Genomic DNA, 20,395 nt, shown 5'->3' with positions numbered 1-20,395 from the left:
CGCTTGTTTCTTCTCCCCGCCGGGGAGAAGGTGGCCCCAAGGGCCGGATGAGGGGGCAAGCTCTCCGAATATCCCTACCCTTGCCCCCTCAACCCGAGGGAAACAGAAGGCCGTTAAGTCGCGTCCGAGACAACAGCGGCGTAAAACGCACAGCCGCGTTGGATCAAACGCTCGCTTCAGCCTCACGCTGCTTCGCCAGCGCCGCCAGATCGGCGGGCTTCAATTCCACCGATTCACCGCATCCGCAGGCGGACGTCTGGTTCGGATTGTTGAAAGTAAAACCGGAGCGCATCTTGGTGACTTCAAAATCCATCTGCGTACCGAGCAGATAAAGCACGGCGGAAGGCTGAACCCAGACCTTCGCGCCTTCGAATTCAACCAGATCGTCCTTCGCATCCGGTTCGGTCACGAGGTCGATGGTATATTCCATGCCCGCGCAGCCGCCCTTCTTGATGCCGACGCGCACACCCCTGGCATCCGGTCCGGAATTTTCGACGATTGCTTTAACGCGCGAGGCGGCAGCCCCGGTCATGGTCATGATTGCGAAGCCCATGGGCCCATTCTCCTTCGACAATCGAGTTCAAGGCTCGATGCTTATGGAATTCAATTTAAGTGCGCCTGACGATGTCATCAAGGGATGACACCAGTCAAAATCAAATCAGTACCAGCCGACGGCAACCTGTGCCTCTTCCGACATCCGGTCCGGCGTCCACGGCGGATCGAAGGTCATTTCGACGGTAACGCCGGAAACACCCTCGACGGCGCCGACCGCGTTTTCCACCCAACCAGGCATTTCGCCCGCCACCGGACAACCGGGGGCCGTCAGCGTCATGACGATCTTGACCATCCGGTCGTCCTCGATGTCGATCTTGTAGATCAGACCGAGTTCGAAAATATCGGCCGGGATTTCCGGGTCATAGACGGTTTTCAGCGCCGAGATCACGTCGTCGCTGAGACGCGCCAACTCGTCAGGCGGAATGGAAGACGGCTTTGCCGCTTCTTCGGTCGCATCTGGTGTCTTTGCAGTGGCTTCCGCAGTCATGGTCTGATCCTCAATCCTGATCTCTAATACCGATATCAGGCGAAAAATTTGCGCGCATATTCCAGCGCCTCGACAAGAGAGTCTACTTCGGCGCGGGTATTGTAAAGGCCGAACGATGCCCGGCATGTGGAGGTGACGCCGAAGCGTTTCAAGAGCGGCATGGCGCAATGGGTGCCAGCCCGCACGGCAACGCCGCGCCGGTCGATCACCATCGAGACATCGTGGGCGTGAATGCCCGCAAGCTCGAAGGAGAAGATACCGCCCTTATCAGGCGCATCGCCGATGATGCGCAGCGAATTGATCTCGCGCAACCGGTCGGCGGCATAAGCGGCAAGGTCAGCCTCGTGCGCGGCAATCGCCCCGCGGCCGAGATTGTCCATATAATCCAGCGCATAACCAAGCCCGATCGCCTGCACGATCGGCGGCGTGCCGGCTTCGAAACGGTGCGGCGGCTCGTTATAGGTGACATTGTCTTCGGAAACGTCGAGGATCATCTCTCCGCCGCCCTGGAACGGCCGCATCTCGCGCAGCCGGTCGGCCTTGCCATAGAGCACGCCGATGCCCGAGGGGCCGTAAAGCTTGTGACCGGTCATCACATACCAGTCGCAATCGATATCGCGCACATCGACCGGCATGTGAACAGCGCCCTGCGAACCATCGATCAGCACCGGAATGCCGCGTTCATGCGCGATGCGGCAGATTTCCTTGACCGGCACGATGGTGCCGAGCGCATTCGACATATGGGTGATGGCGACGAGCTTGGTGCGCTCCGTCAGGCTCTTTTCGAAAGCCTCGATATGAAACGCGCCATCATCGTCAACAGGCACCCAGACGAGCTTTGCGCCCTGCCGCTCGCGGATGAAATGCCACGGCACGATGTTGGAGTGGTGCTCCATGATCGATATGACAATCTCATCGCCCTCGCCGATCTTGGGCATGCCGTAACCATAGGCAACCGTATTGATCGCCTCGGTGGAGGATTTGGTAAAGACGATCTCGTCCACCGAACCGGCGTTCAGGAAACGGCGCACCTTTTCGCGCGCCGCCTCATAGGCGTCGGTTGCGGCATTGGAGAGGAAATGCAGGCCGCGATGCACATTGGCATATTCGTTCGCATAAGCATGCGAAACGGCGTCGATCACGACCTGCGGCTTTTGAGCGGACGCGCCGTTGTCGAGATAGACCAGCGGCTTGCCATAGACCTCGCGCGACAGGATCGGGAAATCCTTGCGCACGGCTTCGATGTCATAAGGGGCCGCCAATGCGGCGCGTTCGCTCTCAGGCATGATGTTCCAGCCAGCCGGAGATGATCGTCTCCAGCGCCTCTACCAGATTTTCTTCTTCCAGTTCCTCGACGATCTCGGCAACGAAGGCGTTGACGAGCATCGCCCGTGCCTTCGCTCGCGGAACGCCGCGCGCCATCAGGTAATAGAGATGGTTGTCGCTGATATCGGCAACCGTCGCGCCATGGCCGCACTGAACGTCATCGGCGAAGATTTCCAGTTCGGGCTTTGCCGAGAACTCGCCATCGTCAGACATCAGCAGCGTGTTGCACGCCATCTTCGCGTCGGTCTTCTGGGCATCCGGTGCGACCCGGATCATGCCCTGGAAAATGCCCTTGGCACGGTCGAACACCACGTTGCGGAAAACTTCCGTCGAGGTCGTGTTCGGCACGTTGTGGCCAAGAACCATCGTCACGTCCGTATGGGTTTCGCCACCCAGAAGGTTGACGCCGCGAACGATGAGATCCGTGCCCTCGCCTTCCACATCGATACGCAGTTCCTGACGCACCAGCTTGCCGCCGGCATTGATGATGAAAATGCGAATCTTGGCATCCGCGCCAATTTTCATGCGCAACTGGCCAAGATGGATATCGGCCGCACCCTGTTGCTGCAGGATGATCCAGGTCACTTCCGCGCCATCCTCGACAACGATATCGCTGACCGAGGACACGAGGGCCGCATCAGAAGTCACCGAAAGGTGACGCTCGATGACGGTCGCCTTGGAACCCTTGCCGAAACGCACCGGGAAGCGGCTGTGAACCTGGCCTGCGCCATGAACCGCCTGCAATTCGATCGGCTTTTCGATATCGGCATCGGCGGGGATATCGAGCACCAGACCATCACGCACGAAGCTGCCATTGAGGCGGCCAATCGCGTCATCCTTGCTGGCTTCAGCAAGGCCGGCGGCGGCGGAACCGTCGAGCAGGCTTTCGGCAAAGCGAGACACGCGAACATCTTCAATCTTGCCGATATCGGCCGTGCCATGCTGCAGATAGGCAACCAGCGAACCGGCAACCGTCGGCGCCAGCTTCTCGATAATGGGCGCGGGCCGGTCTTCCGGAACGGCACGCAGCAGGCTTTTCAGATCGGTATAGTGCCACGCCTCGATGCGGCGGGTCGGAAGACCACCAGTCTTCAGATCGTCGAACAGCACGTCGCGGGCAGCGACCACGGCGCCATCGCCGGGCAATTCGCTGAACTTGGCGGTGTAGGCATCGACCAGCGCGGTTTCCGCTGGCGTCAGCCGGTTGGTAGCTTGAATGTTCATGGACATCACCTCCTGGCCTTCGATCAGGCCGCTTCACCGATGATGTCGGCGTAACCGTTGTTTTCCAGTTCCAGCGCCAGCGCCTTGTCACCCGAGCGGATGATCTTGCCCTTGTAGAGAACGTGAACGCTGTCAGGCACGATGTAATCGAGCAGGCGCTGATAGTGGGTGATGACGACGGTGGCGCGATCCGGCGACTTCAGCGCGTTGACGCCGTCAGCCACGATCTTCAGGGCGTCGATGTCGAGACCGCTATCGGTTTCATCGAGCACGCAGAGTTTCGGCTCCAGCAGCGCCATCTGCAGGATTTCAGCGCGCTTCTTCTCACCACCGGAAAAGCCGACGTTGAGCGGACGCTTCAGCATTTCCATGTCGATCTTCAGATCGCCGGCGGCTTCCTTGACGCGGCGAATGAAGTCCGGGGTCGTCAGCTCGGACTCGCCCCGCGCCTTACGCTGCTCGTTCATCGCAACTTTCAGGAACTGCATGGTGGCGACGCCGGGAATTTCAACCGGATACTGGAAGGCAAGGAAAATGCCCTTGGCCGCCCGCTCGGCAGCATCCAGTTCCAGAATGCTTTCGCCGTTATAAAGAATGTCACCGGAGGTGACTTCATAATCTTCGCGGCCCGACAGGATGTAGGACAGCGTCGACTTGCCGGAACCGTTCGGCCCCATGATGGCGGCGACTTCACCAGCGGCAACCTTCAGGTTGAGACCCTTGATGATCTCGGTTTCGGTATCGGCGATCTTTGCGTGCAGGTCGATGATTTCAAGCATGGTATGGTTCCTGTTCATGGTGCGGTTTCAAGGACCGCCTCGTAGACCCCTGAGGGCCCGTCTCAACTTTCACATCCGTCAACCTCGGGCTTGTCCCGAGGATCCAGGAAGTCGGCCGTTTCTGCGCTGGCAATGGATCCTCGGGTCAAGCCCGAGGATGACGCCGAGCGAGGATCAGCCCACACTTCCTTCCAGCGAAATGCCGATCAGCTTCTGCGCTTCCACGGCAAATTCCATCGGCAGTTCCTGAATGACTTCCTTGACGAAGCCATTGACGATCAGCGCAATCGCCGCCTCTTCCGGGATGCCGCGCTGCAAGCAATAAAACAGCTGGTCTTCGGAGATCTTCGACGTCGTCGCCTCGTGCTCGAAATGAGCGGAGGAATTCTTCGCCTCGATGTAAGGCACGGTATGCGCGCCGCACTTGTCGCCGATCAGCAGCGAGTCGCACTGCGTGAAGTTACGCGTGTTGGTCGCCTTGCGGTGGGCCGAGACCTGGCCGCGATAGACGTTTTCCGAAAAACCGGCGGCGATGCCCTTGGCGATGATGCGGCTCGACGTGTTCTTGCCGAGATGGATCATCTTGGTGCCACTATCGATCTGCTGGTGACCGTTTGAAACGGCGATCGAATAGAACTCGCCACGGCTGTCATCGCCGCGCAGAATGCAGGACGGATATTTCCAGGTGATGGCCGAGCCGGTTTCCACCTGCGTCCACGAAATCTTCGAGCGGTTGCCACGGCAATCGCCGCGCTTGGTCACGAAGTTGTAGATGCCGCCCTTACCGTCCTTGTCGCCGGGATACCAGTTCTGGACGGTGGAATATTTGATCTCGGCATCATCAAGCGCCACAAGTTCAACCACGGCGGCGTGAAGCTGGTTCTCGTCGCGCTGGGGAGCCGTGCAGCCTTCCAGATAGGAGACGTAGGCGCCTTCTTCAGCGATGATCAGCGTGCGCTCGAACTGGCCAGTGTTCTTTTCGTTGATGCGGAAATAGGTGGAAAGTTCCATCGGGCAACGAACGCCCTTCGGCACGAACACGAAGGAACCGTCGGTAAAGACAGCCGAATTCAGCGTCGCGTAGAAATTGTCCGTCGTCGGAACGACCGAACCGAGATATTTCTTCACCAGCTCCGGATGCTCGCGCACGGCTTCCGAAATCGACATGAAGATCACACCGGCCTTCGCCAGTTCCGCCTTGAAGGTGGTGACGACGGAGACGCTGTCGAACACGGCATCAACAGCGACCTGACGCTTTTCGACGCCGGCGAGGATTTCCTGTTCTTTCAGCGGAATGCCGAGCTTTTCATAGACCTTCAGCAGCTCCGGGTCGACTTCATCGAGCGACTTCGGGCCGGGGGTGCTTTTCGGTGCGGCATAATAATAGAGATCGTTGAAGTCGATCTTGGGGTAGCTGACGCGCGCCCAGGTCGGCTCTTCCATCGTCAGCCAGCGCTTGTAAGCCTCAAGACGCCATTCCAGCATCCATTCCGGCTCCTGCTTCTTGGCCGAGATGAAACGGATCACCTCTTCCGAAAGGCCCTTCGGGGCCTTGTCGACTTCGATATTGGTTTCGAAGCCGTATTTATACTGGTCCACATCGATCTGGCGGACCTGATCGATCGTTTCCTGAACCGCTGCCATGTCGTTCTCCAATCTCGCCGGAGCCAAGGTCCGGTGGCTTGTCAACGTATCAAGGCGGAAAGCCGCCTTACTCATCTTCGGGCAAATCGTTCCGAGCCGTTAAGCGGGGCGGAGCTTATACCCATGTAGGTGCGGGATGGCGCTTTTCACACATCCCGGCAAGCGGAAAATTGCTAATCCGCAATTCTTTGCCGCATTTTACGCGGCCTGACCGGAAAGCTTGCGCCGTCCGGCAATTTTCGCAAACGCCGCAAGCGTCCGTTCTATGTCCGCCTCGTCAGTCGCGTGACCGAGGGAAATCCTGAGCGCACCGAGCTTGGGATCGTGCCCCATCACGCTCAGCACATGGCTTTCGCCAACTTTGCCCGACGAGCAGGCCGAGCCGGCAGAGAGCGCGATGCCTTCAATATCAAAAGCGATCTGCCCCGTTTCCGCCTTCAGGCCGGGCAAGGTAAAAAATGTCGTGTTGCCGACACGAGCCACATCCGCGCCATGGATGACCACATCAGGCGCATTTACCCGCATACCATCTTCCAGCCGCGCCCGCAGCGCGGAAAGACGCGCCGCCTCAGCCTCGATATTCCGAGCAGCAACAGCGGCGGCAGCCCCAAAACCGATAACGGAAAGGGTGTTTTCCGTACCCGAACGATGGCCCTTTTCCTGGCCACCGCCATGGATCAGCGGCTTCGGCATCATCACCTCGCCGCGCGAAATGAGAGCGCCGGCACCCTTCGGACCACCGAGCTTGTGAGACGAAATCACAATGAAATCGGCATCAAGCGCATGGATATCGAGCGGAATACGGCCCGCCGCCTGTACCGCATCGACCACTATCAATCCGCCTGCCGAATGCACGATCCGCGCCGCTTCCGTCACGGGCTGGAGAATGCCGGTCTCGTTATTAACCAGCATGCAGGCGACCAGCGGCAGACCAGCGGATTTATCATGCGAGGACAACAGCCCCTCAAGTGCCGCCAGATCGAGAATACCGGATGACGTAACGGGAATTTCCGTAAGGTTATCCTTGTCGAACCGGCCGCCTTCGCGGAAAGCCGGGTGCTCGATCGCAGATACATAAAGATGGCTCACCCGAACCGTGCTGCGCCCCATTTTGAAATCCGGTGTCAGCACCAGATTGGCAGCTTCCGTCGCACCGCTGGTGAAGGTGACATGGGCTACCTCAGCACCGGCCAGCGCCGCAACCTCGCGGCGGGCGGTCTCCACGGCAGCGCGCGCGGCACGCCCTTCGCGATGGACGGAAGACGGATTGCCAGCAAGCGCGAGCGCAGACACAAGAACATCACGCACGGCGGGCAAAAGCGGCGCTGTGGCGTTCCAGTCCATATATGTGCGCGACGAAACCGTCATGGTGGTGAGGCTTTATCCAATCTTCCATGCGCAAAAACGCATTTTTCTTGAAATTACAGTTGCGCTTGCCTTATGACACGACCCGAGTGCTTAAGCACACGCAAAGTTTCGAATTATTCTAAACTGCGTTCTAGAAAAGATGACACAGTTCGTCAAGTCTTCTCATCGGAAGAATGCGGTTGGAGAATGAAAAAACACGACCGGAGTACCAATGCCCGAAGTCATCTTTAACGGCCCTGCGGGTCGCCTCGAAGGCCGTTATCAACCCTCCAAGGAAAAGAGCGCGCCGATTGCGATCATCCTTCATCCGCACCCGCAGTTCGGCGGCACGATGAACAACCAGATCGTCTATCAGCTCTTTTATCTTTTCCAGAAGCGCGGCTTCACAACGCTCCGGTTCAACTTCCGCTCCATCGGCCGTAGCCAGGGCGAATTCGACCACGGCGCCGGCGAGCTTTCCGACGCCGCGTCCGCTCTCGACTGGGTACAGAGCCTGCATCCCGATTCGAAAAGCTGTTGGGTCGCCGGTTATTCCTTCGGCGCCTGGATCGGCATGCAGCTTCTGATGCGCCGCCCGGAAATCGAAGGTTTCATGTCGATTGCGCCGCAGCCGAACACCTATGACTTCTCCTTCCTTGCGCCCTGCCCGTCTTCTGGCCTCATCATCAATGGTGATGCCGACAAGGTTGCGCCTGAGAAAGATGTCAACGGTCTGGTCGAAAAGCTGAAGACCCAGAAGGGCATCCTCATCACCCACCGCACCCTTCCGGGCGCCAACCACTTCTTCAACGGCAAGGTGGATGAGCTGATGGGCGAATGCGAGGACTATCTTGATCGTCGCCTGAACGGCGAGCTTGTGCCGGAACCGGCGGCGAAGCGGATTCGGTGATTGGCCGGCGGCATTGCGTCAGGCAAGAATGAACGATGGTGGGTGTGGTTCACCCCCCTCTGCCCTGCCGGGCATCTCCCCCTCAAGGGGGGAGATCAGCTAGACGCCAGCTTCTCGCCTTAACTGCTGGGTTAAAGATGGCCGAGAGGTCGCCACGATTCGATCTCCCCCCTTGAGGGGGAGATGCCCGGCAGGGCAGAGGGGGGTAAACCAAGCCCACCGTCACCCAATCACCCCCGCACCAAAACCCCACCCGTCACCGGCTCCCCCACTCCCGTCGTACCAGGATAGGTCAGCGGCAGTCCTCTCATCGAGCGCACTGCCAGATAGGCCCACGCCTCCGCCTCCATCGCCCCGCCGTCAAACCCCGCCTCCTCCGCCGCAATCACCCGCGCGCCAACCTTGGCGGCAAGGCCAGCAAACTCCTCCATGATGACAGGATTGAGCCGCCCGCCACCACAGACCACATAGGTCTTGGCCGCCTCCGGCAGATAACTCGCCGACTTGAGGATCGCCGCCCCCGTCAAATGCGCCAGCGTCCGCGCGCCATCCGCCAGCGAAACCTCACCCTTCTTCGGCGGCACAAAATCGCTCCGGTCGAGCGAGCGGCGGATATTGGCCGAGAAGAACGGGCTTTCCATATAACGCGTCACCAGCGAGGCAACGACGCTGCCGCTCGCCGCCGTCCTGCCGCCCTTATCGAAAGCCTTGCCCGTATGCGCTTCGATCCACTGATCGATCAACATATTGCCGGGACCGCTGTCGAAAGCGGCAAGCTGGCCAGCTTCACCGATGTAGGTGAGGTTGGAGATACCGCCGATATTGACGAAGACCGCAGGCGTCTCAAACCCGTCAGGCAGATTGGCGGAAAGTGCCATGTGGTAGGCAGGAATGAGCGGCGCGCCCTGCCCGCCATGCACCATGTCGTTGGCGCGCATGTCATAAACCACATCGATACCGGTTTCCTCGGCCAGCAATGGTCCGTCACCGATCTGCACCGTCAGCGCCTCATCCGGCCGGTGCAGCACCGTCTGGCCATGAAAACCAATGACATCGATATCACGGGGCTGAAGCCGGTGACGGTGGAGAAAGGATTTCACCGCTGCCGCATGGGCAAGCGTCAGCTTGCGCTCGGCCTCATCAAGATCGCCCGGACGCTCACGCCGTTCGCGGATGGACTTGGCTGTCACCAGCGCCTTTTGCCAGATGGTTCGCAGGCCGGGATCATAGGGAAAATAACCGCTCGGCCCATGCCGCACCACGCTCTCGCCATCGGTACGCAGAAGAGCGATATCGATGCCGTCCATCGATGTGCCGCTCATCAGCCCGATTGCCGTTTTGACCTCGCCCACCTGCCGCTCCCCTGCAATCTCGAATCATGCTCATCTGAATCCCGACATTCATGGCCGAAACGGGTGCACATTTCAAAAAACAATGATAAAGCCGCCACGGCCATGCGTTTGCAATGGCCGCAAAGATCAAACCAGAAAGAACAAAGGTCATGTCCAGGTTCAAGTCCGATTTCCTCAGCACGCTCGATGAGCGCGGCTTCATTCACCAGATCTCCGATGAGGCAGGTCTCGACGAACTGTTCGCCAAGGAAACCGTGACCGCCTATATCGGCTATGACCCGACAGCTTCGAGTTTGCATGTCGGCCACCTCACCCAGATCATGATGCTGCACTGGATGCAGAAGACCGGCCACCAGCCGATCTCGCTGATGGGCGGCGGCACCGGCATGGTGGGTGACCCCTCCTTCAAGGAAGAGGCCCGCAAGCTGATGACGATCGACATGATCGAGGACAATATCACCTCGCTCAAGCACGTCTTCGCCAATTACCTCGACTACGACCGCGCCAACAATCCGGCGCTGATGATCAACAATGCCGACTGGCTGCGTGGTCTGAATTACCTCGAATTCCTGCGTGATGTCGGCCGCCACTTCTCGGTCAACCGCATGCTGTCCTTCGACAGCGTGAAGACGCGCCTCGACCGCGAGCAGTCGCTGTCCTTCCTTGAATTCAACTACATGATCCTGCAGGCCTACGACTTCGTAGAGCTGAACCAGCGCACAGGCTGCCGCCTGCAGATGGGCGGTTCGGACCAGTGGGGCAACATTATCAACGGCATCGACCTCGGTCACCGCATGGGGACACCGCAGCTTTACGCGCTGACCTCGCCGCTTCTGACCACCTCTTCGGGTGCCAAGATGGGCAAGTCCGCATCGGGCGCCGTGTGGCTGAACAAGGACCTGCTGCCGGTCTATGATTTCTGGCAGTACTGGCGCAACACGGAAGATGCGGATGTCGTGCGTTTCGCCAAGCTGTTCACCACTTTGCCGATGGACGAAATCGCTCGCATTGCGGCGCTTGGCGGATCGGAGATCAACGAAGCGAAGAAGATCCTCGCAACCGAAGTGACGGCGATCCTGCATGGCCGCGCCGCTGCGGAAGAGGCTGCCGAAACGGCGCGCAAGACCTTCGAGGAAGGCGCGCTCGCCGAAAACCTGCCCTCCATCGAGGTTCCGGCATCCGAACTCGAAGCCGGCGTCGGCGTCCTCTCCCTCATCGTCCGTGCCGGTCTTGCCGGTTCGAACGGAGAGGCCCGCCGCCACGTTCAGGGCGGTGCGGTAAAGATCAACGATCAGGGCATTTCCGACGAGCGTCAGATGATCGGCACCGGCGAAGTGACCGGCGACGGCGTCATCAAACTATCGGTTGGCAAGAAGAAGCACGTTCTGGTTCGTCCGGCGTAAAGCAATGAATTGACGGGTTTTCCGGGGCCGCTGGAACGGCCCCGGAAAACCGGGACAAGCTGCAAAGCTCTCTCCCCGTCATCCTCGGGCTTGACCCGAGGATCCACAGCCCGGCGCAATGATGGATCCTCGGGTCAAGCCCGAGGATGACGTCGAGTGTGTAGCCGCCTGTGATGCAGGCCCTATTACTGAAACTCGAAGATTTGCCGGAAGACGCCCGGTGCAATCAGCGACAGCGGATTGATCGTCAGCTTCGGCTGATCCGTCTGGCCGGAAAGCTTGAAGGTGATGCCGAGCAGGCCGCGGTCGCGGCCGTTGCCGAGGAAGATGCCGATGAAGGGCAACTCGCCGAACAGCCGGTTCAGCCCATAAGCGGGCATGAAGGTGCCGGTCATGTCCATGCGGCCATTCTGATCCTTCAGCAGCCCCTGGAATGTTGCACCGATCTGCTCGCCGCGCACGACGCCGTTTTCCACTGCCACCGAGCCGTTGACATAAACGAGCCGGGCAAACCCGCGTTGGAACTTTTCCGAGCTGACGTCGATATTGCGGCGCACCGCATTGTTGAGGCTCCTGCCGTCCTCGCCTGTCGGCGTAGCGACGATGTCCTGAAGCTTGGCTTCGTTGACGACGGCAAAATTGCGCAGGTCGAGCGATCCGCTCCAGTCGCTGCCATTGGAGGTCGTCAGCGCAAGGTTGAGAAGGCCGCCGCGAATGCGGCTGTAGATATTGGCGAAACGGGCGAGCGACCCCGCGTCGCTGCTGGTCAGGGTCACGGTTCCCGTCGCCCCGCGATTGACAGTCTGCGCCACGACCGCCTGACCGTTGCCGGTGACGCCACGGAAATCGATGGAGCGGACCTTGCCGTCCCGCACGCTGACATCGGAACTGACATTGGCAAGAATTTCGTCGTTGAACCCGTAAACCTTGTCGAATTGCGTCTTGATGGCAAGGGATGGCTGCGCACGAGACGTCCCGTCGCCGCCACCGGAAGAGCTGCGAAGCTTGGAGAGGAAAGGTCTGAGGTCGGCGGATTTTCCCGAGGCATTGATGATATAGCCGTTCTTCGAAGCGGCGACCGAAACGGCGTAATTATCCGAGGGCGAGAGCTGCACGCGGCTGAGATCGGCCGAAATCAGCCCGTTCTTGCTGAACGCGATATCGCCGGCGGCGCCGAAACCATCGCCATCGAGCGAGAAGTTGCTGATCGTCGTGCGCCCGTCTCCCGTTTCCATGGTGAAGGCGGCGCTGGCGGGAATGCCGATGCCCTTGCTCCAGCCAAGCCCCGGCAGAATGATCGACGCCTTGGTCAGATCGAGCCGGATATCCTGGCGTTTCGGGTCGGCGCCGTCGATTTCAATCGCCGTTGTGCCGCCAAGAACCGTGGAGAGTTCCGGAGCGAGCTTGGCAACCTGCGTTTCATTCAGGCTTGCCTTCAACGACAGCGTCGGCGCGATATCGCTGTTCTTGCGCACCGGCTCCGTCATCACGATGTCCATCGGCACATCGTCCACCCGGCCCCTGCCCTCCAGTTTGAGCTGGTGGTCGTTCAGCGACATGAAACCATCAAGCGCGGTCACCTTGTGGCCGGCGAAGGGTTTGGTCAGCGCCAGGTTCTTCAGATCAAGATCGGCCGTCCACACCGGCGGGGGCGGGTTCTGGCTGGAAAGCATGCCAACGGTAAGCTTCGCACTGACCTTGACGTCGCCGGTGAAGTCCTCTGGTTTGAACTGCGTATCCTTGAGCGCATTGATGGGCTTGAGCGTCGCAAGCTCCGCCACGGCATCGGCCGCACCGGACACGTTCAGCTCAAGATTTCCGAGCAGCGGCTTCTCATACACATCTGAAATGAGAAAGCGGCTGTTCTCCAGCGAAAGCGTCCGGTTGGAGGGGAAATAGGATGTACCCTCCTTGATATCGACGGCCATCTTGCCGCCCACAAGATCGAAATGCGCATCGACATCCCGCAGCGGTGGAATGTCGCCTGTCGTGTTGAGGCGCGTCTCGTCAATGTCGAAGCGGATCTGCATCTCGCTTTCGCCAAGCACGAGCGGGCAGCCGGGGCCGCACATCCGTCCCTGCGGGATGAAGATCGCGATTGACCCGTTGGTGACGGTGCCGCCGTAAAGATTGGAGACCACCCAGTCGCGCGGCTTGTGCGCCATCCAGAACGGCCAGAGCTGCTTGACGGCCGTCGCCTCCATCTTCGGAATCTGGCCGCCAAAGCTGATTTCCGGCGAACCCTCGCCAAACCGGATTTTCAGCGACCCCGCCATGTCTCCGAGCGGGCCGCTGACGTAAAGCGAGGGAACGTCGAGCTGCTTCGTGGCCGTTGTAAAATGACCGTCCGCTTTCAGGTTGAAAGAAACGGGTGCTTCGCCCGAGGCTTCGGAGGAAGCGACGCCGTTGTCTACTCTCAGTGAAAGGCCGAAACCCTCTTCCGTATCGCTGATTTCACCGCTGACGGGAATAATCGTCCGCCCGAGTTCCACCCGCGAATTGTCGATGACCAGGCTGTTTTTTGCAAAATCATAACGCGCATGCACCGTGCCGGTTGTGAACGGCTGGGACTCGCCGCCAATCATAAGCGTTCCATTGCCAAGGCCGAGCGAAACGTCCAGACGTGGTTCCTGCGCCGCCGTGGCACGCCGCGCGACGATATTCACGCCTGTCTTGACGTTCAGGCCTTCATGGAGATTTCCGTCGGGATCGAATTTTTCCAGGAACGGGCCGATATCGAAACCGTCAATACGCGCCTCGAAGCCATCAATCACACCGCCTGCGCCGGAGGTCCTGAGCGACACGCTGGCGATCTCCCCGTTAAACAGGGTTTCTCCATCGAGCGAATATCCGCCCTGCTGATCCGGCGTCAGCGACAGTTCCCGCACTTCGATGGTGCGCGGCTTGCCCTGTTCACCGGGCGGCAGGTGAACCGAAACGCTGGAAATATCGATTTCTTCGGTTCCGCTGCTCAGGAAAGCCTGGGCGAGCTTGTCGAGCTGGCCGAAGGCCTCCTGCAATTGCCGCGGCACGGCGTCGAGCTTGATGCTGGTGAGATCGAACCCGTTACCCTTGGGCAAAAGCGCCGTATCGAGCTCCATCCCGTCGGCCTCGAGGCTCTGCACCGACACATGGCCGGCCAGAAGCGCAAGCGGATCAAGCGCCATGCCGATTGCCCGCGCCCGGCTCAGATGCTGGCCGGATTCCTTCTCGATGATATCCACGTCCTCGGCCACCAGCGCCAGCCGCAGCCCGGTGGAAAACCGGATCGCCGAGGAGCCGATCCGCGCGCTGTAATGGGGACCGAGCGCCTTCTCCAGCGCCTGCTGCGCCTGGCTCGAAAGCGTCTTATCGATGGAACCGGTCTCGACCGACAGGATGATGCCGCCGATGGAAAGGAAGGCCAGCACGAAAAGGGCGGCAAAAATCTTGCAGAAAGCGCGCGCCATGGAGCGCGGCGGCGGGCAATGCACGATGATCGGGTCTTCGGCCTGAGCCGAAGGAAGCTCGTGCAGCGCAACCATATCGCGCCTGCCGAACGTAACCTTTTCACCCCTTATTTCAGCCATACGCCCGTGTTTACCCTTGGATAGCTTTTGTTTCGCCGCAACCGGAGCGGGATGGCGAAAAGTGTAAGCGGTTTTCGTCTGGAATCCCGCTCTAATTGTTTAATTCAGATCACGATTCAGATTTCAGGCCTAATCTCCCGGAAATCTCAGTCGTGATCTGGACGACGCGCGGTTTCGCTATATATCGAATGTGGCGACTTTCCCTCAACATCCCGGCGAAAGAAAGATAGATTATGACAGACTTGACGATTGGCGACGCCGCTCCCGATTTCACTCTGCCCCGCAACGGTGAAGGGACGGTGAAACTGTCCGAACTGCGAGGCAAGGCGGTCATCCTTTATTTCTATCCGAAGGACGATACTTCCGGCTGCACCGCAGAAGCCATCGACTTCAGCGCGCTGGGCGGCGAATTCGAGGCCGCCAACGCCGTCGTTATCGGCATTTCGCCCGATAGCGTCAAAAGCCACGACAAATTCGCGGCAAAACACTCCCTTTCCGTCATGCTCGCTTCCGATGAGGAGAGGAAGGTTCTGGAGGCCTACGGCGTCTGGAAGGAAAAAAGCATGTATGGGAAAAAATACATGGGCGTCGAACGCACCACTTTCCTTGTGGCTCCGGATGGAGAAATCGCGGAAGTCTGGAACAAGGTGAAGGTTGCAGGTCACGCCCAGGCCGTTCTCGAGGCCTCAAAAAAGCTTTGAGGACCATCCAGACGTGATGCTTCCGGCCAAAATCATGTCACTGCGCGGCGGTGCCACGGAAGCGATCGCCAGCGCCGATCTCGACCGAAAAACCGAACTCGCGCAGGAAACGGCAACGCGCTGGTTCGAGCGCCGGCTGTCATTGCGCTCCCCGCTCGATCCGCCCTTGCCCGAGCGACCGGGAAGGCCTGCGAAGCCGGAACTCGTTCCACCGACCGCGGTGGAGCGCCGTTCGCTGCACAGCGTCAAGGGTCGCATCGCCCTCTTGCACGCCATCGCCCATATCGAACTCAATGCCGTCGATCTCGCGCTCGATATCGTCGCCCGTTATGCCGGCGAGCCGGTGCCCCATTCCTTTTTCGATGGCTGGATGCAGGTCGCCTTCGAGGAAGCGAAACATTTCCGGCTGGTGCGGGACCGGCTACGAAGCCTCGGGGCCGATTATGGTGACCTGCCCGCCCATGACGGGCTGTGGCAGGCTGCGCATTCCACCCGCAACGATCTCACGGCACGGCTTGCGGTCGTGCCGCTCATCCTGGAGGCGCGTGGGCTTGATGTCACCCCTTCCCTGCAGGCCAAGATGCGCGAGACCGGCGATCTAGAAAGCGCTGCGGTTCTTGATGTGATCTATAATGACGAGAAGGGTCACGTCGCCATCGGCGCCAAATGGTTCCGTTTCCTGTGTGCGCGTGAAAAGAAGGACCCAGCAGCAACCTTCAGGCAACTGGTCCGCGCCAATTTCCGCGGTCCCCTGAAACCGCCTTTCAACGACCTCGCCCGCGCCGAGGCCGGCCTGACGCCATCCTTTTACCGCTCGCTCACATCCGTCAGCCGATAGCTGACACGGCTAAAAAACTCTCCGGCAAAACTTCGTTAACCTTAACGAATTATGATTTCCGATAAGAAATCGGCCAGTCCGGAGAGAGATTGTGACTGATACGGCGGAAAACCGGGTATTCGGCAAAAAGCGTGAGCCCCACGTGCTCATTCTCGCGCGCGGCGAAAGCGTGCGGCACATGACCATTCGGCCGTGGATGGCGGCGCTTGCCGGCTGCACGATCGGGCTTTTTTCGCTCGGATATCTCGGCGCCACAGGCTATCTCATTTTGCGTGACGACCTGATCGGCGCGACCATGGCGCGCCAGACCCGCATGCAGAACGACTATGAAGACCGCATCGCGGCGCTCAGAGCCCAGGTGGACCGTGTCACCTCCCGGCAATTGCTCGATCAGCAGGTTGTTGAAAAGAAAGTGGAAAAGCTGCTGGAGCAGCAGGCGGCGCTGGCCTCGCGGCACGGTCGCATGAGCGAATTGCTTGAGCGCGCCGAAAATTCCGGCATTGCCGCCTCCCCTATCGCGCCCTCGTCTCTTTCGAACGCCATGGCGCCGGAAAAACGCGCCGACCTCTCCGGCGGCCTCTCGGCCATTGAAAAGCTGATGACCCCACGCAGGCCGCAGGCGGAAAAGCCGGCCACATCGGACAGACGCGCCGCCTATGTACCGGAAGCCGGCGAAACGCCATCCGACCGGGCCGACCGGGTGTTTTCCAAGGTGACGCTGTCGCTGAAGGATATCGAACGCCAGCAGATATCGCGCATCGCCAGACTGACCAGCGACGCCGAGGACAAGGCGAATGCGATGCAGGACATCATCCGGCAGGCGGGCCTGAAAATCGAAGAAAACGGCAACGACGACATTGGCGGCCCGTATGCGGATCCCGAGCCCGGCGAAACCGATCCTTTCAACCTGTCGCTTACCAATCTCGACAATGCGCTGAACCGGCTCGACATCGTCAAGGAAACCGCGACCAACCTGCCCTTCGGCAACCCGGCCCCCGGCCGGGCGATCACCAGCCGATTCGGCAACAGGATGGATCCGTTTCTCGGCCGCCCGGCCCTTCATACCGGCATCGATTTTCGCGCAGAAACCGGCGCTGACGTCAAATCCACCGGCGCGGGCAAGGTGACGGTGGCGGAAAATTCCGGCGGCTATGGTAATATGGTCGAGATCGATCACGGCCAGGGCGTCTCGACGCGATTCGGCCATCTTTCCGCAATTCTGGTGAAAGTCGGCGACAAGGTCGAAACCGGCGATATCATCGGCCGCGCCGGCAGCACCGGCCGCTCCACCGGTCCGCATGTGCATTATGAGGTACGCCGCAACGATACGCCCGTTGATCCCATGCGGTTCCTGATCGCGGGAACGGAACTCAAAACCTACTTGAAATAGCAGCCCGATTTTAATGCTTCTTTTGCTATTTTAACGATAAACCGCACAAATATGCGCCCAAGGCTTAAAAGCCCCGCCCGAGGCATCACGTTTCGCGTGCTTTTCCCGTTGTTTCCTTGACTTTCCGGCAATTTGGGCCTATCCCCGCGCCAAGTCTTTGCAAGTGCCAGAGCGCACGCAGGTATCTCGTACCGAACCAGAACGGAAAAAGTTCTTCCTTTGACAACATTCTCTGATCTTGGCCTGAGCCAAAAAGTTCTTTCCGCTATTGCAGATGCCGGCTACACGACGCCGACACCCATTCAGGCTGGCGCCATTCCGCCCGCGCTGGAAAAGCGTGATATCTGCGGTATCGCACAGACCGGCACGGGCAAAACCGCGTCCTTCGTTCTGCCGATGCTTACCCTGCTCGAGAAGGGCCGCGCCCGCGCAAGAATGCCGCGCACGCTGATCCTCGAGCCGACCCGTGAGCTTGCAGCACAGGTGGCGGAGAATTTCGAGAAATACGGCAAGAATCACAAGCTGAACGTCGCCCTTCTTATCGGCGGCGTGTCTTTCGAAGACCAGGACCGCAAGCTGGAACGCGGCGCCGATGTTCTCATATGCACCCCCGGCCGTCTTCTCGACCATTGCGAACGCGGCAAGCTTTTGATGACCGGCGTGGAAATCCTCGTCATCGATGAAGCCGACCGCATGCTGGACATGGGCTTCATTCCCGATATCGAGCGCATCGCCAAGATGATCCCCTTTACCCGGCAGACGCTGTTCTTTTCGGCCACCATGCCGCCGGAAATTCAGAAGCTGGCTGATCGATTCCTGCAGAACCCAGTCCGTGTCGAGGTCGCCAAGCCCTCCTCCACGGCAAAGACCGTTGCCCAGCGCATCGTCGCCGCGCACAACAAGGACTATGAAAAACGCGCCGTGCTGCGCGATCTCGTCCGCGCCGAAGAAGCCGAACTGAAGAACGCCATCATCTTCTGCAACCGCAAGAAGGATGTGGCCGACCTCTTCCGTTCGCTCGACCGTCATGGTTTTTCCGTCGGCGCGCTGCATGGCGACATGGACCAGCGTTCGCGCACCACGATGCTGCAGAACTTCAAGGACGGCAATCTGAAGCTGCTCGTCGCCTCCGACGTTGCCGCGCGCGGCCTGGACATCCCCGATGTCAGCCACGTCTTCAACTTCGATATTCCCATTCATTCGGAAGACTATGTCCACCGCATCGGCCGTACCGGTCGTGCCGGCCGCTCGGGCAAGGCCTTCACCATCGTCACCAGGAGCGACACGAAGTATCTCGACGCGATCGAAAAGCTGATCGGCGAAAAGATCGAGTGGCAGAACGGTGACCTCTCCACCCTTCCCGCGCCGATGGAAAGCTTTGAAAGCAATTCAGGCCGCCGGGGCAAGGAACGGGGCGGCAGGGGCCGCGACCGCAACCGTCGCGACGCAGCGCCGGTCGAAAACATCAATCAGGGTGCACAATCCGCTGCGGACACGGACATCGCGGCTCATGGAGACGACAAGGTGAAAGCAGAACGCAAGCAGGAAAAGACCCCGCGCAATTCCGACCGCAACAGCCGCAACCCGTTGCACGCCAATGACGACAACCGCGACCGCCGCCGCCATTATCGCGACCACGACGATGGCCCGACACCGGTTGGTTTCGGCGACGACATCCCCGCTTTCATGCTGATTGTCGCCAACGCCAAGGCCTGACCAGCGCAATGGGCAGCATGACATCGACCACCAAGCCCGGCCTTGATTTTCCGGGCGTCGGCGTCGGCCTTGTCATATTGCGTGACGAACGCATACTTTTATGCCGGCGCCTGAAGGCGCCGGAAGCCGGATACTGGAACATTCCGGGCGGCAAGGTCGATCACCTTGAAACATCCCTCGCCGCAGCACGTCGGGAAGCCGAAGAAGAAACCGGGCTCAAGATCGGCGACGTCGAATTCCTCTGCCATAGCGAATTCATCGATACGGAAGACCGTCACCACTGGGTTTCGCTGATCTTCGTCACCCGCGACGCACAGGGTGAGCCAGTACTGACCGAACCCGACAAGCTTTCCGCCATTGGCTGGTTCGATCCGGATAAGCTTCCCGAACCCATCTCGGCCTTCACCAGGGACGCCTTAGCCGCCCTGAAAAAATGCCGGCCAGAAAACTGAGCCGGCCGCCTGTTGGGCGAGGCCAGTCAAAGCGCATCGTCAAACAGCAGCGCGAATAACGCGCGAGAGCCGGTCTCGCCATCTCCGCACTATATTTTTTCAACAAACGGCAGATGGAAGTAGCCTTAGCGTGCGGTTTTCCAAATTCAATTTAAAATTGCTAAATTTAGCCCCACATAAAAAACCGCCCCAGTTTCCTGAAGCGGTTTATACGTAATGAAAAAAATACAATATATGAAGCAATATAGTCTGGCAGTGCTTACAATCGGAACACTTTCCGAGGCCGATTAAGGCCAATTTCAGTCGTCCCCTGAAACAATTACATTTAAGCTAATCATTTACTTTGCGTCAAGCAAATCTTCTCGCAATTGCGAAAAAACCGGAAAAACAAACCTGCCAGTGAGGTGAAGCTTTATATATTTCTAATATATATCAGCTATTTACGGGAGTGGAAAGAAAATGTGCATTTTTGTGGGCTGCACTATAAAAGGCAAAACCAAGATGCACTGGTTCCAAATTTCATATCTACTCCACAAATATGATAGTTTTATAAAGTAAAACAGTCGTTCCTCCGCGCAGAGTTTATTCCTGTAGCAATCAGAGTAAATCGAGGATGATCCACGGAAAATTAACGACTATGGCTGCTTCGGTTTGCAAGACGCAGAACAACTAAGACTTGATATTTCTATAGGCGACTAAAAC

At 59.1% G+C, this 20,395-nt stretch carries 16 protein-coding genes; 7 read left to right on the top strand and 9 right to left on the bottom strand.

The genetic code is table 11. The features are described 5' to 3' along the window. Nucleotides 1-163 precede the first annotated feature (163 nt). The 7 genes from sufA to AGR1_RS04680 form a co-directional block, all read right to left on the bottom strand. The gene (gene sufA / locus AGR1_RS04710) at nt 164-553 is read right to left on the bottom strand and encodes a Fe-S cluster assembly scaffold SufA (protein WP_059760334.1); all 390 of its coding nucleotides are present in this window, start codon (nt 551-553) and stop codon (nt 164-166) included. 105 nt (nt 554-658) lie between these two features. Then, complete coding sequence (locus AGR1_RS04705; RefSeq protein WP_065115927.1) at nt 659-1,042, bottom strand: SUF system Fe-S cluster assembly protein; 384 nt, start codon at nt 1,040-1,042, stop codon at nt 659-661. 35 nt (nt 1,043-1,077) lie between these two features. Continuing rightward, a complete protein-coding gene (locus tag AGR1_RS04700) occupies nt 1,078-2,328 on the bottom strand; it encodes a cysteine desulfurase (RefSeq protein ID WP_149146320.1) in 1,251 nt (416 codons plus the stop codon). Beyond that, entirely contained in the window at nt 2,321-3,592 is a 1,272-nt protein-coding gene (sufD, locus tag AGR1_RS04695; protein ID WP_149146319.1) for a Fe-S cluster assembly protein SufD, read from the bottom strand. Before sufD ends, AGR1_RS04700 begins: the two co-directional genes overlap by 8 nt. 23 nt (nt 3,593-3,615) lie before the next feature. Beyond that, nucleotides 3,616-4,371 (bottom strand): Fe-S cluster assembly ATPase SufC, encoded by a 756-nt coding sequence (sufC, locus tag AGR1_RS04690; protein ID WP_003522658.1) that lies wholly within the window; start codon nt 4,369-4,371, stop codon nt 3,616-3,618. A gap of 174 nt (nt 4,372-4,545) precedes the next feature. Then, complete coding sequence (gene sufB, locus AGR1_RS04685) at nt 4,546-6,015, bottom strand: Fe-S cluster assembly protein SufB (protein WP_080790467.1); 1,470 nt, start codon at nt 6,013-6,015, stop codon at nt 4,546-4,548. 198 nt (nt 6,016-6,213) lie between these two features. Further along, nucleotides 6,214-7,383, bottom strand: coding sequence for a cysteine desulfurase family protein (locus AGR1_RS04680; protein ID WP_149146318.1), 1,170 nt, complete (start codon nt 7,381-7,383; stop codon nt 6,214-6,216). Nucleotides 7,384-7,594: 211 nt separating this feature from the next. Here AGR1_RS04680 and AGR1_RS04675 point away from each other — a divergent pair, with 211 nt between their 5' ends. Further along, entirely contained in the window at nt 7,595-8,272 is a 678-nt protein-coding gene (locus AGR1_RS04675) for an alpha/beta hydrolase (protein WP_003495402.1), read from the top strand. Nucleotides 8,273-8,502: 230 nt separating this feature from the next. Here AGR1_RS04675 and AGR1_RS04665 read toward each other — a convergent pair whose 3' ends face one another. After that, nucleotides 8,503-9,624, bottom strand: coding sequence for an anhydro-N-acetylmuramic acid kinase (locus tag AGR1_RS04665; RefSeq protein ID WP_149146317.1), 1,122 nt, complete (start codon nt 9,622-9,624; stop codon nt 8,503-8,505). Between the two features lie 149 nt (nt 9,625-9,773). Here AGR1_RS04665 and tyrS point away from each other — a divergent pair, with 149 nt between their 5' ends. Next, nucleotides 9,774-11,027, top strand: coding sequence for a tyrosine--tRNA ligase (gene tyrS / locus AGR1_RS04660; protein ID WP_080792850.1), 1,254 nt, complete (start codon nt 9,774-9,776; stop codon nt 11,025-11,027). Nucleotides 11,028-11,212: 185 nt separating this feature from the next. On the opposite strand, the gene AGR1_RS04655 is transcribed toward tyrS, so the two are convergent. Continuing rightward, nucleotides 11,213-14,596, bottom strand: a complete 3,384-nt coding sequence (locus AGR1_RS04655; protein WP_080790464.1) for a DUF3971 domain-containing protein — start codon at nt 14,594-14,596, stop codon at nt 11,213-11,215. Between the two features lie 233 nt (nt 14,597-14,829). Between AGR1_RS04655 and bcp the strand changes: the two genes are divergently transcribed. The 5 genes from bcp (at nt 14,830) to AGR1_RS04630 (ending at nt 19,693) form a co-directional block, all read left to right on the top strand. After that, a complete protein-coding gene (gene bcp, locus AGR1_RS04650; protein WP_149146316.1) occupies nt 14,830-15,297 on the top strand; it encodes a thioredoxin-dependent thiol peroxidase in 468 nt (155 codons plus the stop codon). Nucleotides 15,298-15,313: 16 nt separating this feature from the next. Next, a complete protein-coding gene (locus AGR1_RS04645) occupies nt 15,314-16,135 on the top strand; it encodes a ferritin-like domain-containing protein (protein ID WP_080790462.1) in 822 nt (273 codons plus the stop codon). 91 nt (nt 16,136-16,226) lie between these two features. Then, complete coding sequence (locus tag AGR1_RS04640; RefSeq protein WP_149146315.1) at nt 16,227-17,525, top strand: M23 family metallopeptidase; 1,299 nt, start codon at nt 16,227-16,229, stop codon at nt 17,523-17,525. A gap of 219 nt (nt 17,526-17,744) precedes the next feature. Beyond that, a complete protein-coding gene (locus tag AGR1_RS04635) occupies nt 17,745-19,241 on the top strand; it encodes a DEAD/DEAH box helicase (protein ID WP_003520451.1) in 1,497 nt (498 codons plus the stop codon). 8 nt (nt 19,242-19,249) lie between these two features. Next, complete coding sequence (locus tag AGR1_RS04630; RefSeq protein WP_149146314.1) at nt 19,250-19,693, top strand: NUDIX domain-containing protein; 444 nt, start codon at nt 19,250-19,252, stop codon at nt 19,691-19,693. Nucleotides 19,694-20,395: the final 702 nt, after the last annotated feature.

Origin of the sequence: Agrobacterium sp. B1(2019) (assembly GCF_008274755.1) — a bacterium.
GTDB lineage: Bacteria > Pseudomonadota > Alphaproteobacteria > Rhizobiales > Rhizobiaceae > Agrobacterium > Agrobacterium salinitolerans.
The sequence above is the reverse complement of the archived record's forward strand: the minus strand, read 5'-3'. Positions and strand labels throughout refer to the sequence as shown.